The 12,287-nt window shown below is 58.5% G+C and carries 18 protein-coding genes and 1 pseudogene; 1 reads left to right on the forward strand and 18 read right to left on the reverse strand.

Annotation, left to right across the window (positions count from 1 at the left end; translation table 11 throughout):
* Nucleotides 1–7: 7 nt before the first annotated feature.
* The 11 genes and pseudogenes from PHT20_RS00100 to PHT20_RS00145 all read right to left on the reverse strand — a co-directional run bounded on the left by PHT20_RS00100 (nt 8) and on the right by PHT20_RS00145 (nt 8,182).
* Nucleotides 8–241, reverse strand: a complete 234-nt coding sequence (locus PHT20_RS00100; RefSeq protein WP_301018893.1) for a DUF2798 domain-containing protein — start codon at nt 239–241, stop codon at nt 8–10.
* A 29-nt stretch (nt 242–270) separates the two neighbouring features.
* Nucleotides 271–507, reverse strand: a complete 237-nt coding sequence (locus PHT20_RS00105; protein ID WP_301018894.1) for a thioredoxin family protein — start codon at nt 505–507, stop codon at nt 271–273.
* Nucleotides 508–546: 39 nt separating this feature from the next.
* Nucleotides 547–1,602 carry a permease gene (locus PHT20_RS00110; RefSeq protein WP_301018895.1) on the reverse strand — a complete coding sequence of 352 codons (1,056 nt, stop codon included), beginning with the start codon at nt 1,600–1,602 and terminating at the stop codon, nt 547–549.
* 39 nt (nt 1,603–1,641) lie between these two features.
* The gene (locus PHT20_RS00115) at nt 1,642–2,619 is read right to left on the reverse strand and encodes a cation diffusion facilitator family transporter (RefSeq protein ID WP_301018896.1); all 978 of its coding nucleotides are present in this window, start codon (nt 2,617–2,619) and stop codon (nt 1,642–1,644) included.
* 261 nt (nt 2,620–2,880) lie between these two features.
* On the reverse strand, nt 2,881–3,948 hold the full coding sequence (gene arsB / locus PHT20_RS00120; protein WP_301018897.1) for an ACR3 family arsenite efflux transporter: 1,068 nt from the start codon (nt 3,946–3,948) through the stop codon (nt 2,881–2,883).
* A gap of 4 nt (nt 3,949–3,952) precedes the next feature.
* On the reverse strand, nt 3,953–4,453 hold the full coding sequence (locus tag PHT20_RS00125) for an arsenate reductase ArsC (protein ID WP_301018898.1): 501 nt from the start codon (nt 4,451–4,453) through the stop codon (nt 3,953–3,955).
* 28 nt (nt 4,454–4,481) lie between these two features.
* The gene (arsA, locus tag PHT20_RS00130) at nt 4,482–6,275 is read right to left on the reverse strand and encodes an arsenical pump-driving ATPase (RefSeq protein ID WP_301018899.1); all 1,794 of its coding nucleotides are present in this window, start codon (nt 6,273–6,275) and stop codon (nt 4,482–4,484) included.
* A complete protein-coding gene (locus PHT20_RS16685) occupies nt 6,260–6,568 on the reverse strand; it encodes a carboxymuconolactone decarboxylase family protein (protein WP_366520862.1) in 309 nt (102 codons plus the stop codon). Before PHT20_RS16685 ends, arsA begins: the two co-directional genes overlap by 16 nt.
* A pseudogene (arsD, locus tag PHT20_RS16690) lies at nt 6,563–6,859 on the reverse strand (arsenite efflux transporter metallochaperone ArsD); the annotation flags it as partial. The gene PHT20_RS16685 and the pseudogene arsD, both read right to left, overlap by 6 nt.
* A 145-nt stretch (nt 6,860–7,004) precedes the next feature.
* Complete coding sequence (locus PHT20_RS00140) at nt 7,005–7,343, reverse strand: helix-turn-helix transcriptional regulator (protein ID WP_301018901.1); 339 nt, start codon at nt 7,341–7,343, stop codon at nt 7,005–7,007.
* A 479-nt stretch (nt 7,344–7,822) separates the two neighbouring features.
* Complete coding sequence (locus PHT20_RS00145) at nt 7,823–8,182, reverse strand: rhodanese-like domain-containing protein (protein ID WP_301018902.1); 360 nt, start codon at nt 8,180–8,182, stop codon at nt 7,823–7,825.
* A gap of 178 nt (nt 8,183–8,360) precedes the next feature.
* Here PHT20_RS00145 and PHT20_RS00150 point away from each other — a divergent pair, with 178 nt between their 5' ends.
* On the forward strand, nt 8,361–8,729 hold the full coding sequence (locus tag PHT20_RS00150) for a carboxymuconolactone decarboxylase family protein (protein ID WP_301018903.1): 369 nt from the start codon (nt 8,361–8,363) through the stop codon (nt 8,727–8,729).
* A gap of 57 nt (nt 8,730–8,786) precedes the next feature.
* Here PHT20_RS00150 and PHT20_RS00155 read toward each other — a convergent pair whose 3' ends face one another.
* The 7 genes from PHT20_RS00155 to PHT20_RS00185 all read right to left on the reverse strand — a co-directional run bounded on the left by PHT20_RS00155 (nt 8,787) and on the right by PHT20_RS00185 (nt 12,214).
* On the reverse strand, nt 8,787–9,470 hold the full coding sequence (locus PHT20_RS00155) for a cytochrome c biogenesis protein CcdA (protein ID WP_301018904.1): 684 nt from the start codon (nt 9,468–9,470) through the stop codon (nt 8,787–8,789).
* Entirely contained in the window at nt 9,467–9,910 is a 444-nt protein-coding gene (locus PHT20_RS00160; protein ID WP_301018905.1) for a thioredoxin family protein, read from the reverse strand. Before PHT20_RS00160 ends, PHT20_RS00155 begins: the two co-directional genes overlap by 4 nt.
* Before the next feature lie 220 nt (nt 9,911–10,130).
* Entirely contained in the window at nt 10,131–10,283 is a 153-nt protein-coding gene (locus PHT20_RS00165; RefSeq protein ID WP_301018906.1) for a hypothetical protein, read from the reverse strand.
* Nucleotides 10,280–10,414 carry a hypothetical protein gene (locus PHT20_RS00170; RefSeq protein ID WP_301018907.1) on the reverse strand — a complete coding sequence of 45 codons (135 nt, stop codon included), beginning with the start codon at nt 10,412–10,414 and terminating at the stop codon, nt 10,280–10,282. Before PHT20_RS00170 ends, PHT20_RS00165 begins: the two co-directional genes overlap by 4 nt.
* Before the next feature lie 21 nt (nt 10,415–10,435).
* A complete protein-coding gene (locus PHT20_RS00175; RefSeq protein ID WP_301018908.1) occupies nt 10,436–10,894 on the reverse strand; it encodes a hypothetical protein in 459 nt (152 codons plus the stop codon).
* Nucleotides 10,894–11,124 (reverse strand): DUF2892 domain-containing protein, encoded by a 231-nt coding sequence (locus PHT20_RS00180; protein WP_301018909.1) that lies wholly within the window; start codon nt 11,122–11,124, stop codon nt 10,894–10,896. Before PHT20_RS00180 ends, PHT20_RS00175 begins: the two co-directional genes overlap by 1 nt.
* 154 nt (nt 11,125–11,278) lie before the next feature.
* Nucleotides 11,279–12,214 carry an MBL fold metallo-hydrolase gene (locus PHT20_RS00185; RefSeq protein ID WP_301018910.1) on the reverse strand — a complete coding sequence of 312 codons (936 nt, stop codon included), beginning with the start codon at nt 12,212–12,214 and terminating at the stop codon, nt 11,279–11,281.
* Nucleotides 12,215–12,287: the final 73 nt, after the last annotated feature.

Below are 12,287 nucleotides of genomic sequence, written 5' to 3' on the forward strand. Positions count from 1 at the left end.
GGTCTTGTTAGCCCGGGTTGACACCCAGTATCTTCCCGGTGAGCTTGCGCGCAATCGGTGCCATGAAAAAGATCACCGGCACGCCCACCACGTAGGCAACGGCAAAGGCTTTCATCCAGCGTGCCAAAAAGTCGGGGCCGGGGCCCACATTGACCAGCGTGATGACCATCGTCATCAGAAAAATCATCATCGCGCCCATGACAAACGAGAAGACCAAGTGGAATTTTTTTTGCGGTTGCATCTTGCAATTTCCTCAGCGTTGAATCGGTATCAGGCGCCAGCCAACCAGCCTTCGATTTTGTCACGACTGGGGATGCCGCCGGTGTGCACCACTTTGCCGTTGACGACCACACCAGGCGTGCTCATCACGCCGTAGCCCATGATGGCGCGCAGGTCTTCAACTTTTTCAAGTTTGACCGCCACACCCTTGGCTTGCGCCACCTGGTCGATCAGCGCGATGGTGGTTTTGCAGTTGGCACAACCTGTGCCTAGAACTTTGATGTCCATGTGGTTCCTTGAAGTTGGTGATAAATATGGGGATGCGTTTTACAGCACCGCGTTAAAGATGTAGCCCACCAGCAAAATGCCGACAGCGACCACCCCGGCAAAGGTAGCAATCAGCTGCGGTTTGAGCACCTTGCGCAGAATGATCATCTCTGGGGCAGAAAGCGCAATCACGCTCATCATGAACGCCAGCACCGTACCCAGCGCCGCCCCCTTACCGATCAGCGCTTCCACAATCGGGATGATGCCGGCCGCGTTGGTGTACATCGGTACACCCAGCAGCACCGCCGCAGGCACTGACCACCAAGGCGCGTCGTGCCCCATGATGCTGGCCATAAAGTCTTCGGGTACAAAACCATGAATGGCCGCGCCCAGCGCAATGCCAGCCAGGATGTACGGCCAGACCTTGCCCACAATCTCACGCACATGGGCAAAGCCGTTCTGAATGCGATCGCCCCACGGCATGTGAGCCACTTCCACGGCTTCAGCCGTCTGGCTGTTTTGCATCTCGCGCACCCAGTCTTCCAGGTAGCGCTCCATGCCTAACTTGCCAATCACCACCCCGGAGACGATGGCCACACTCAAGCCCAGGCCCAAATACAACGCCGCCACCTTCCAGCCAAACATGCCAAACAGCAGCGCCAGCGCCACCTCATTGACCATGGGTGCGGAGATCAAAAACGAAAACGTCACACCCAGTGGCACACCCGCCTGCAAGAAACCGATGAACAGCGGCACCGCCGAGCACGAGCAAAACGGTGTCACGATGCCCAAGCTGGCCGCCATGCCATTGCCCACGCCCAGCGGCTTGCCAGCCAGCATGGCGCGGGTGCGCTCGGGCGAGACAAAGGTGTGGATGATGCCCATCACAAACACAATGCCAGTCAGCAGCAGCAACACCTTGGGCGTGTCGTAAAAGAAAAATTGCAGCGCACCACCCAGGTGGCTGGCGCGGTCTACCGGAAGCGCTGCGACCAAGCCTTCAGAGGCGGGAATCAACATCTGGTAAAGACCCAGCCAAACGGCTGCGGCCAGCGCCAAAAAAACCAGGGGCTGGCGCTGTGGCCAGGATTTGAGGGGGATGGTTGTAGTGTTCATGCCTGTGAAGACGAATGACCTGTCAAAAAGACGCAATTTTTATGACGATTGGCAACCCAACCCCGGGCGCAAACCGCACACGGCAGCGTAAGCCGGGGTTTCGAGCTGCAGTGTGACGTGGCGAATCTCAAAATGCTCGTGCAATTCTTCTTCGGCGCTGCGCAGCAGCGCACCCGTGTCGCTGGCTTGCGTGACCAGGTGCGCGGTCAACGCAATGTGGCTGGTGCCCATGGCCCACACATGCAGGTCGTGCACATCGGCCACGCCGGGCAAACCCAGCAACAGGGCGCGCACCTGCTGCACGTCCACACTGGCGGGCACGCCGTCAAACAGCAGGTGCAGGCTTTGCGTGAACAGGCTCCAGGTGCTCCACAAAATCACCGCCGCAATGATGAGGCTAACCACCGGGTCCAGCCAGACCCAACCCAGCCACAGCGTCAGGCCACCAGCCACCACCACACCGGCCGACACCAGCGCGTCTGCGGCCATGTGCAAAAACGCACCTCGAATGTTGAGGTCATCGCCCCCGCGCATGAACAGCCAGGCAGTCACCGCGTTGACAACAATGCCAATGCCTGCCACCGCCATGATGATGCCGCCCTGCGCCTGCAACGCGGCCTGCGGTGCGCTCAGGCGGCCAACAGCTTCCCAGGTCAGGCCGCCCATGGCCAGCAGCAACAGCAGCGCATTGGCAAACGCCGCCAGAATGGTAGCGCGCTTGAAGCCATAGGTGTGGCGCGCGTCGGGTTTCAGGCCCACTGCCAGCGAACCCGCCCAGGCCAGCACCAGCCCGGCCACGTCGCTCAGGTTGTGGCCGGCATCGGCCAGCAGCGCCAATGAATTGATCTGCCAGCCATAAAAAGCCTCGATGGCGACAAAACCGGTGTTGAGCGCAATGCCCACCGCAAAGGCACGGTTGAAGTTGGCGGGTGCATGGCTGTGCGCGTGCCCGCCGTGGCTGTGGCCGTGGTCATGTGTGTGGACCGGGGTGTGGTTGTGATCGTGGTCGTCGCTCATGAAGCGTCTTTCAAAAATGGGGCGAAACGGCTTGCGCTTGTACGTCTGTAGGTTTCAGATGATGCACAGATAAATATTGAGGTTCACAGTCCGGAGACGTGAAATTTGGCCAAAGGACGCAGGGCTTGGCGATGATGAACAAAAATGCCTTCTAGCCCTTATTAAATAAGGACTGGTAGCTATGTTTATACAAGTTCATTCGACAGCTGGCTCGCCATACCGCTGCGCTTTCTGATGACGGTTTGAATCTACACGACAGGGTCACGTCCGCTCGTACCACCCCTTGCTGCGGTTAACGATGTTGACCACCAGCAGCATCACCGGCACTTCAATCAACACCCCCACCACAGTGGCCAGCGCCGCGCCTGAGTTGAAGCCAAACAGGCTGATGGCCGCAGCCACCGCCAGCTCGAAGAAGTTGCTGGCACCAATCAAGGCCGACGGACAAGCTATCGAGTGTTTTTCGCCCACCGCGCGGTTAAGCAAATACGCCAAGCTGGCATTGAACACCACCTGAATCAAAATTGGTACCGCCAGCAGGCCAATGATCAGCGGCTGTTTCAGAATCGCCTCGCCCTGAAACGCAAACAGCAGCACCAGCGTGGCCAGCAGCGCGGTAATCGACCAAGGGCCGATGCGCTCCATCGCCGCATCAAACGCCGCTTGCCCCTTGGCTAGCAGCGACTTGCGCCACATCTGCGCAATGGCCACCGGGATGATGATGTACAGCCCGACCGAAATCAGCAGCGTGTCCCAAGGCACGGTGATGCTCGATAGCCCTAGCAAAAATGCCACCAGCGGCGCAAACGCCAGCACCATGATGCTGTCGTTCAAAGCCACCTGGCTCAGGGTGAACAATGGGTCGCCACCGGTCAGGCGGCTCCAGACAAACACCATGGCGGTGCACGGCGCGGCGGCCAGCAAGATGAGTCCGGCGATGTAGCTGTCAATCTGATCCGGCGGCAACAGCGGCGCAAACAGGTTGCGGATAAACAGCCAGGCCAAAAAAGCCATGGAAAACGGCTTGACCAGCCAGTTGACAAACAGCGTCACGCCGATGCCTTTGACGTGCTGGCGCACCTCGTGCAGAGCGCCAAAGTCCACCTTGACCAGCATCGGAATGATCATCACCCAGATCAGCATACCCACCGGCAGGTTGACCTGCGCCACTTCCATGCGGCCGATGGCCTGGAACACCCCGGGCAGCAACTGCCCCAGCAAGATGCCAACGACGATGCACAAGCCCACCCACACCGTCAGATAGCGCTCAAACACGCTCATGGGCGCACCAGCGGCGCGCTTGGCGGTAACTTCACATTGGGCGCTCATGGGCTTACTCCTTGCTCAAAGCGCGTGCTGTGTTTTGCAGCATGGTTTTTTCCAATTTTGACTGCGGCAAGCTGATCAAGATATCCAGGCGGCGCTTGAGCGCGTGCAAGGTTTGCGTAAAGGCTTCGAGTTTTTGGGCTTGGGTTCCGTCGCCTGCTGACGGATCGGGGTAACCCCAGTGCGCGGTCGCGGGCTGGCCGGGCCAGTACGGGCAGACTTCACCGGCGGCGTTGTCGCACACGGTAATCACCAGATCCATGTGCGGGGCATCCGGCTGGCCAAACACGTCCCAGCTCTTACTGCTCAGGCCTTCGGTGGCTATGCCAGCTTGCCGCAACACCTGCAAGCCCAGTGGGTTGGGCTGCTGGTTCTCATGGGGGTGACTGCCAGCGGAAAAGGCCTTGAAGCGACCGCGACCGATGTGGTTCAGGATCGCCTCGGCCAAAATGCTGCGAGCCGAGTTGTGGGTGCATAAAAACAGGACATTGAGTACTTTTCCAGACATGGTGGTTCTCCTTGAGGGGGTTAAAAAATCAAGACAAGTTAGCAGCCATTTGTGACAGTCGGGTGGCACCTACGGGCTCATCTTTCAAGAGCGGCACCAGCGCATAGCGCTGTGCATGGCGCGTGGCCACGGCATCGATCTCGCACAGCTCGTTGCGCGCGCGTGCCTGAAGCAGCGGGGCGCTGGGGTGTGCGGCGGCCACGCTGTTGTTGATGACCCAAGCCCAGGGCTCGATGCCGGCGCGGCGCAAGTCGGCCTGCAGGTTGGCGGCTTCGAGCACCGGCGTGGTCTCAGCCAGCGTGACGATCAGCACCTTGGTTTGCTTGGGGTCTTGCAGCTGCATCATCGGTGTCGTGAAGTGCGTGCTGGAACTGCCCATCTGGCGCACGATATCGCGGTGGTAGGCACCGGTGGCGTCCAGTAGCAGCAGGGTGTGACCGGTGGGTGCCGTGTCCATCACGACAAACTTTTTGCCCGCCTCGCATATCACGCGCGAGAAGGCCTGGAACACCGCGATTTCTTCGGTGCAGGGTGAGCGCAGGTCTTCTTCGAGCACGGCGCGCCCGGCAGCATCGAGCCCGGCCCCCTTGGTGGCCAGCACCTGGGCACGATAGGCTTCGGTAACGGTAGCTGGGTCGATGCGGCTGATATGCAGATTAGGCAGGTCGGCCTCAGTGGCCAGCGTTTCGCTCAGGTGCGCGGCCGGGTCGGATGTGCTCAGGTGCACCGCGTGGCCGCGGCGCGCCAGCTCTAGCGCCACGGCAGCGGCCAATGTGGTTTTGCCCACGCCGCCCTTGCCCATCAACATGATGAGGCCATGGCCTTGGGTGGCGATGGCATCGACCAGCGTTGCCAGCCCTGGGTGTGCCGAGGCTGCTGGTGCTGTAGCAGCGCTTGACAGCATGGGTGCAGCGGTCGGCGCGGGCGCTTCTGGGCGATTGCCAAACAAGCCGCGCAAGGCATCAAGCCCCACCAGGTTATAGGGCTTGAGCGCGATTTGATCTGTGGGCAGCGCGCGCAAGACGGGTGGCATGGCGGCCAACGCTGCCTGCTCGCGCTCCACAATGGCCAGCGCCAGTGGGTCGCCCTGGGCGTCGGCGGCATTCAAAATGCCGTTGATGATCAGGTGCTGGCGTGTCAGACCTATTGCAGCCAGCTCGGCGTGTGTTCTGGATGCTTCGTTTAATGTAGCTATTTGTGCGCGTGTAACAAGGGCTAGACGTGTTTTTTGTGCATCAGACAAAGCGGCTACAGCCGCCTGGTACTGGCTGCGCTGCTTGTCCAGCCCGGCCAGCGGCCCCAAGCACGAGGCATCACCCTTGCCTGCTTCCAGAAAGCCGCTCCAGGCACCGGGTAACTGCAGCATCCGAATGGTGTGGCCCGTGGGTGCGGTGTCGAACACGATGTGGTCGAAGTCTGCGGTGAGTGTGCTGTCGGTCAGCAGCGCGGTGAACTCGTCAAACGCTGCAATTTCGGTGGTGCACGCGCCCGAGAGCTGCTCTTCGATGCCCTTGACCACGGCATCCGGCAGCAGGCCGCGCACCGGGCCCACGATGCGGTCGCGGTAGGCTGCAGCGGCGGCTTGCGGGTCAATTTCTAGCGCGCTCAAGTTGGGCACGTCGGCTACTGGGGTGATCTGGTTGCCAATGGCGATGCCAAACACCTGGCCGACGTTGGAGGCTGGGTCAGTGCTGACCAGCAGTACCCGCTGGCTCTGCGTTGCCAACTTAATCGCTGTGGCGCAGGCGATAGACGTTTTGCCAACGCCCCCCTTGCCGGTGAAGAACAGGAAGCGCGGTGGATGGCTCAAGAATTGCAGCATGATGTGGCAGTCTTGGCTGTGTTCTGGCCACAGCAGCCAGCCGCAGCCGCTACAGCGGCGCCAGGCTCAAGCATGCGCAGTGCCAGCTCGTGCACTGCCCGGGCTGCGCTGTCTTTAACCTGCTGTGCCAGGTTGACGGCTTGCAGCATGTCTTCAGTGCTCACGCCCAGTTTGTATGCGGCATCAAAGTGGTGTTTGAAACACGGTTCACAGTTGCTGGCAATGGCTGCGCCAATGGCCACCAGCTCGGCCACTTGCGGCGTGAACAGCGCGACCGGCAGCGTCCGCCCCATCCATTGGGCCAGTTCGGCGCGCTGGGGGTAACGTCCCGACAACAACAGTTTGCCGTCAGCCACCAGTGCCGGCAGCGTTGCTTCCCCACCTTGTTGCAGCAGCGCTTTGACGATGGCATTGTCCGCAAAAGCCATGGGCTGCTGCGCCAGGTTGAAACGCTCAACGGCCAATCCGTTTTGTTTGGCCCAATCCACATCGGCCGAAAACGTGACCAAGGCCTGGTCAACGTTGGTACCGCAAACGCCACTGCTGCAGCACAGAGCAGGATCAAAGATTTGTAATTTTTTCAAGATCATCTCCTTCGGTTATAAAAAAACAGATTCAAGCGGGCAACAAGTCACCCATTCGTTGCAGCTCGGCTTTGAGCGAGCCGTGAGATTGGGTGAACTTGGGCAATTGGCAATTTGGGAACGGCTGGTTCGCATCAGCATGGTCTTAGACGATGCTGGCGCAAAAAGGGGCAGAGTCAATTTCGGCGCACTGTTCGGGGCGCCCAGCGCAGCACTCGGCTGTCAAATAGGCAATGAGTTCCTGCATCAGCGGCAAGTTGGCGCGATACCTTTGATAACGTCCCTCTTGCGCCACCGACACCAGTTGGGTGTGGGTCAGCGCTTTCAGGTGAAATGACAGGTTGGTTGGGGGCACTGCGAGGGCAGTGCCAATTTCTCCAGCCACCAGCCCAAGTGGGCCGGCTTTGACGAGCAGGCGGTAAATGTCCAACCGCACGCCCGAAGCGAGGGATTCAAAAATGCCTGTGGCGAGTTGTTTGTCCATTTTTCAATCATACAACTATTATTGAATTAACAAAACAAAATATTGAAAAACGTTCAAGTAACGACGAAATCTCAAGCTTGCAACGCTGGCGCAGAGCTGCATCCGGCCAGCTTTGCCAAGGCGGTGAGGCAAGCTCAGAAATCAGGGATGCAATGATTTTGCAAGGTGACTGGGTTGGCCAAGTCAAGGTCTGACAAGCCAAGCCTGGCCGCAACACACATGTCTTTGCTCCTCAGATTGCTCGATTTTGCTGAACGTGCCCACTCAGCGCCGGCGCAAGACGCCACTTAAAGCGGTCCCCGGAGCCACAGTGTTGAACACCGTGCCGTATTTTTTGACGTTTTCATGCAGCAAGCTCAGGCGCTAGTCTGACTCCTCGGTGTCCAGTGAAATTTGGGCTTGTTTGCACAGCGAGATGCTGGCGTGGGCATCAATGCGCCGGGACCCAACATGAAAGCGCATTTTGGTGGGGTTGATTGTCATAAGTGCTGCGATTTATCAAGGGTTGTGAAGCGTCTGCCAAGCACAGGGTAGCCCTTTTGCATCCAGAGCAACATGCCGCCGCGCATGGGATGCACATTGTTCAAGCCCTGCGCTAGCAAAAACTCAGCAGCTTGCTGGCTTTTGTCGCCATTGAAGCAGACGGTCACCAGTTCACGGTCTTTGGGTAGCTCCTGCCAGTGCTGCGCCAACTGGTTCAAAGGCAGGTTGATGACTTCAGGCGCGTCAAAAGCCAGAGCCGCTACGTCAGCTGGCTCGCGCACATCGACCAACACAGCGCCTTGAACGGATTGGGCGCGAACCTGGGTGGTGCAAAAGGATGTTTCCGGTGTACTCATATTCACGGAGACGCAACGCGGTGCCGAAAGATGCAGCCCGCACGGTGGGCATCAGTGTCAGCAAAGACTGATCGCACTGTAAAAAATCAGGTTTGATACGCATGCATCTTTCTCATGGGCTGGCCGTCTTCACTGATGACACTTTCGTCAACCTCGTTTTATACAGGAGCCAATTACCATGACTGCCAATGAAATTCTCGACATGATGCGCAAAGGCATGGGTCAAGTGCCCGCTGCGATTGAAAAATCAGTACCCGTTGATCCGGCGCTGATCCAAGAGCATGTGCGCTCCAAGGGCTTTGCCATGCCCGCAGAAAACCCTGCGCTTGACGAAGAAACTCGTACCCTGATTTATCTGGCAGCGGCGCTGGCCGGTACCAGCCCGGCATGTGTCAAGGCCATGGCCAACAAAATTGCCCAGCAAGGCATTGCGGCCAATAAAGTAATCGAGACGGTACACATCGTGCGCCTGGCCATGGCAACCAAGATCATTGGCGATGCCGAGCCGGTGTTTGATGCCTTGAGCGCTGTTGCCGCCCAAAAGTGAATGGGCTGTTGGGACTTGCTTGACGCTTTCAGGTGCGAAGCCGTCAGCAAAATGTTTTCATCCAAGCCCAACCCCTAAGCCCTGCGTCACCCACCAAGCACCGGCCAGCAGCATGACTGCGGCAAAGGTGCGCCGGCCCGGCAGCCAGGCGTCCCAGCGAGAAAAGCGGGCAATCAGCGCACTGGCCGCTGAGGGCATGGCGCCAGCCAGCAGCAGCAATACGCTGTGCCCCAAGCCGTAAGCCAACAGCAGCGCTGCACCCCACGCCATTGATGCGCCCAGCGCTGCACCCGAGCCTGCAATGGCCAGTGCCGCACCCAGTGCCGGTGTGGCGCACGGGCTCATCACCGTGCCAATCAAGGCGCCCAGCACCGCCGCACCCCATAGCCCGGAGCGCGCCAAACGAAGTTGCCAAGCGCTGGGCAGGCTGATACTGCATGAGTTGCCTGCCCGCCATAACCAAATCGCCAGCACCATCACCCCGGCGCCCACCACCACCAGCCAGGGGCCTGGCAGGGTGCCCATCATCAAACCCAATCGCGCTGCCAGCAAACCCATCACCAAGAGCGCCAGGTTCATGCCCGCCACAAAGGCCAGTGACAGACCCCAAGCAAGGCGTGGGTTGTTGGTCTGGCCGCCGACAAAACCCACCGCCACCGGCACGGCGGCCAGCACGCAGGGTGATGCCGATGTCAGCACGCCACCCAGCAGGGCGGCCGCCAAGCCTTCCAAGCCGTTCACAGCAACGCCTTGGGGAGCGCTGCGCCCGTTGTGGCGTTGGATGGGGCCAGCCCCAGCTGCGCCAGAATGTCTTGAGCGCTGATCTTGCCCATATGCCGCCCGATCTCTTCACCCCTGGCGTTGTAAAACACTTGCGTGGGCATCAGGCGAATCTGGTATTTGCTGATGTAGCTGCGCTCTTTCAGGATGTCCACGTCAGCCACAGCAATGCGGGTGTCTTGCAAGAGCGCATGCAAAATGGGTTTCATCTCGCGGCAGCTCACGCAGTTATTGGCTCCAAACTCAATGATGGTGGGTTTTCCGGCACTGAGCACGCGCTGCACCGCATCAAGTGTCTGTGATGGTTCTGCCACGCCCTTGGCATTGACCGTCTGCGACGTGCTTGCCACGTAAATCCAGCCACCCAACAACGTCGCTGCAAGCGCTGTGACCCCTGCCATGAATGCAAATGATGGATGCCACCACGGGCTTGATTTGCTATTGGAAAAGCGTATGGACTTTGACGGAATATCAGACATGGTCTACCCAAAAAATAGTTCAGATTTCAAAAATGCAAACAAGCACGAAGTGCTTGGCAACGCAAACAGAAGGCGTTGAAGCCATCAAAAAGATGCAAAAGACACGGCGGATACCTGGCTGGAGAAAACAGGGGTCGAACAGCTAGAGCACCTGATCGCAGCACATGCCACTGTCGCCGGTGAGGCGCACACGACGTTTGTCGCGCTCAATCTTGCCGACGGTCTCGAGCTGCGTCAGGGCGCGGTACAGCGTGGACGGTTCCAGGCTGAGTTCGCAGGCCCATTCCAGCCTCACTGGACTTTTTCACCACCACGAAAAAGGCATTCGCCACGCGCCACGGTCATGGTGATGGCAAGAGCAGAAAGTGCCTCTGGCAAGACCAGTGGCACGGCTTGGATAAGCTTACGGGTCGTTTTCGTGGGCATGGTTGGCGTCTGGCAACGGGTTCAGTGGCTGGCAAACACGCGCCGCCACCAACTCTGGCGGGAGCCAGGCAGGGGTGCATCTTCTTCGAATGGCTCGGGTTGCACGCGTGACAACACCCAGCGTGGCTGGATGATGGCACCGCCATGGCTGCAGAATGAACCAAGGTGGTGCGGATCGAAAATCTTGATGAAGGTTGGCTGCGCGCGGCTGTCGGCATAGACGATGCCACAGTAGTTGTATTGATGCTCATGCCGCAAAAGGGCATCTATTTCATCAATGAAATTGTGTAGCACAGCGGCAGTCATCGACACTTGCGCTGCAGCTTCTCCGACCTGGCTGGCGTACCAGCCCAGCGGCTGGGAGCGCACCTTGAGCCACAAGTCGTCAAGCTGCGACCAATCCAGCATACCGACGAAGTTGCCATGAAACTGCTGCGAGAACGCGCTGGGCGTTCCCGCATCTTTGGGCGCCACAGTCATTACGAGCAGCAGGCTGCGCCGTTTTTGTCTTTCAAACCCAGCATGCGCATGACAGAAGCTGCCGGGCAAAAGCCGGTGAAGCCCATCTGGAACAGGTTGGCACCGACAAAAGCGGTCAGCCACAACCAACTCATCTGGCTCAGGTTGATCTGCCCGGTGAAGTGGGCAGCGGCCAGGCTGGCCATGATCATGAAGCCAGCAAAAATACTAACAGCGCGGTTAACAGTCATGAGAAATCTCCTAGTGATGATGTGCTATACGTCCCATACAGGGACGCGGTGGAGACGGATGAAAAACCAAAAAGACGCAAGCTTTCATCAATATATAAAAAATAGTCCTTCAGACCCATGAATAAAGCGTCAGCAGCTCTTAAATCTGCAGCAATCAAGGCGTGCTTTTAAACACCTCTTCGGCCATTCGAATGGCGTTGTTGCTGCGAAACTGGGTGTCGGTGTAGTTCACCAGGTAGGCATACGGGCTTTGGTCGATGGCCTGTGAGGCCTCTACCGGGTCGAAGGCACCATTTTTGAAGGCCTGAGTTGCGCCATCACGCAGCAGGGTCAAGTAACCCAGGCTGTCTTTGAGTGCCTTGTCCAGACTTGAGACTTGGCCGTGACCAGGAATGACCGTGACCGGATGCAGTTCATCGCGCAGATAAGTCAGTGCCGAAATCCATTTCAGCCCCATACCAGGCATGACACCAAGCAAGCGGTCGGCAAAAACGATGTCGCCAGAGAACACAAGTTTTTCTTTGGGCAGCCAGACAAATACGTCGGCTTTGGTGTGTGCACCGCCAGACTCAATCAACTCAATGTCAACGCCTTTGACCGCCAGTGTGTGGCGCTTGCTGAAGGTGATGTCTGGATAGGCCAGCACCGTACCGTCAAAGCGCTCGACCAGGTTTTTTTGGGCATTTTCAAACTGCTGCAGCCCGCGTGCCTTCATGTCCAGCACCCCAGGCTCGGAGGCAATGACCCGGGCGCCGACCACGCGCTGAAAATAATCATTGCCAAACCAGCGGTGGTCTTGCCCGCCTGAGTTGATGACCCAGCGCACAGGTTTGTCGGTCACCGCCCGGATGGCCTCGACGATCACTTTGGCGCCTTCGGCAGAACCACCCGAATCGACCACCACCACACCGTCATCGGCAATGATAAAACCGCTGGTCATGTTGTTGCCCAGGTTTTCTTTGGCGCGTTGGGTCAATGCCCCCACCAGCGCATAGACCCGGTCGGTGACTTTCACGGTCTTGAAAATTGGCTCCGTGGCCTGCGCCTGGGCAGCAGTGACGAAAATCAACAAAGCAGTGAAGGCTTGCACGAGCAAAGGGTGCAGCCGCAGGAAGAAATTGGAAGATCGCATAAATATATAGAAAAATAGCCTCTAGCCCTTT

Origin of the sequence: Rhodoferax sp. (assembly GCF_028715765.1) — a bacterium.
GTDB lineage: Bacteria > Pseudomonadota > Gammaproteobacteria > Burkholderiales > Burkholderiaceae_C > Rhodoferax.

Excerpts from the sequence above, each read along its gene's own strand:
- PHT20_RS00100 (WP_301018893.1), bottom strand. The coding sequence starts at position 241 with ATGCAACCGCAAAAAAAATTCCACTTGGTCTTCTCGTTTGTCATGGGC.
- PHT20_RS00105 (WP_301018894.1), bottom strand. The coding sequence starts at position 507 with ATGGACATCAAAGTTCTAGGCACAGGTTGTGCCAACTGCAAAACCACC.
- PHT20_RS00110 (WP_301018895.1), bottom strand. The coding sequence starts at position 1,602 with ATGAACACTACAACCATCCCCCTCAAATCCTGGCCACAGCGCCAGCCC.
- PHT20_RS00115 (WP_301018896.1), bottom strand. The coding sequence starts at position 2,619 with ATGAGCGACGACCACGATCACAACCACACCCCGGTCCACACACATGAC.
- arsB (WP_301018897.1), bottom strand. The coding sequence starts at position 3,948 with ATGAGCGCCCAATGTGAAGTTACCGCCAAGCGCGCCGCTGGTGCGCCC.
- PHT20_RS00125 (WP_301018898.1), bottom strand. The coding sequence starts at position 4,453 with ATGTCTGGAAAAGTACTCAATGTCCTGTTTTTATGCACCCACAACTCG.
- arsA (WP_301018899.1), bottom strand. The coding sequence starts at position 6,275 with ATGCTGCAATTCTTGAGCCATCCACCGCGCTTCCTGTTCTTCACCGGC.
- PHT20_RS16685 (WP_366520862.1), bottom strand. The coding sequence starts at position 6,568 with ATGGGGCGGACGCTGCCGGTCGCGCTGTTCACGCCGCAAGTGGCCGAG.
- PHT20_RS00140 (WP_301018901.1), bottom strand. The coding sequence starts at position 7,343 with ATGGACAAACAACTCGCCACAGGCATTTTTGAATCCCTCGCTTCGGGC.
- PHT20_RS00145 (WP_301018902.1), bottom strand. The coding sequence starts at position 8,182 with ATGAGTACACCGGAAACATCCTTTTGCACCACCCAGGTTCGCGCCCAA.
- PHT20_RS00150 (WP_301018903.1), top strand. The coding sequence starts at position 8,361 with ATGACTGCCAATGAAATTCTCGACATGATGCGCAAAGGCATGGGTCAA.
- PHT20_RS00160 (WP_301018905.1), bottom strand. The coding sequence starts at position 9,910 with ATGGCAGGGGTCACAGCGCTTGCAGCGACGTTGTTGGGTGGCTGGATT.
- PHT20_RS00170 (WP_301018907.1), bottom strand. The coding sequence starts at position 10,414 with ATGCCCACGAAAACGACCCGTAAGCTTATCCAAGCCGTGCCACTGGTC.
- PHT20_RS00175 (WP_301018908.1), bottom strand. The coding sequence starts at position 10,894 with ATGACTGTGGCGCCCAAAGATGCGGGAACGCCCAGCGCGTTCTCGCAG.
- PHT20_RS00180 (WP_301018909.1), bottom strand. The coding sequence starts at position 11,124 with ATGACTGTTAACCGCGCTGTTAGTATTTTTGCTGGCTTCATGATCATG.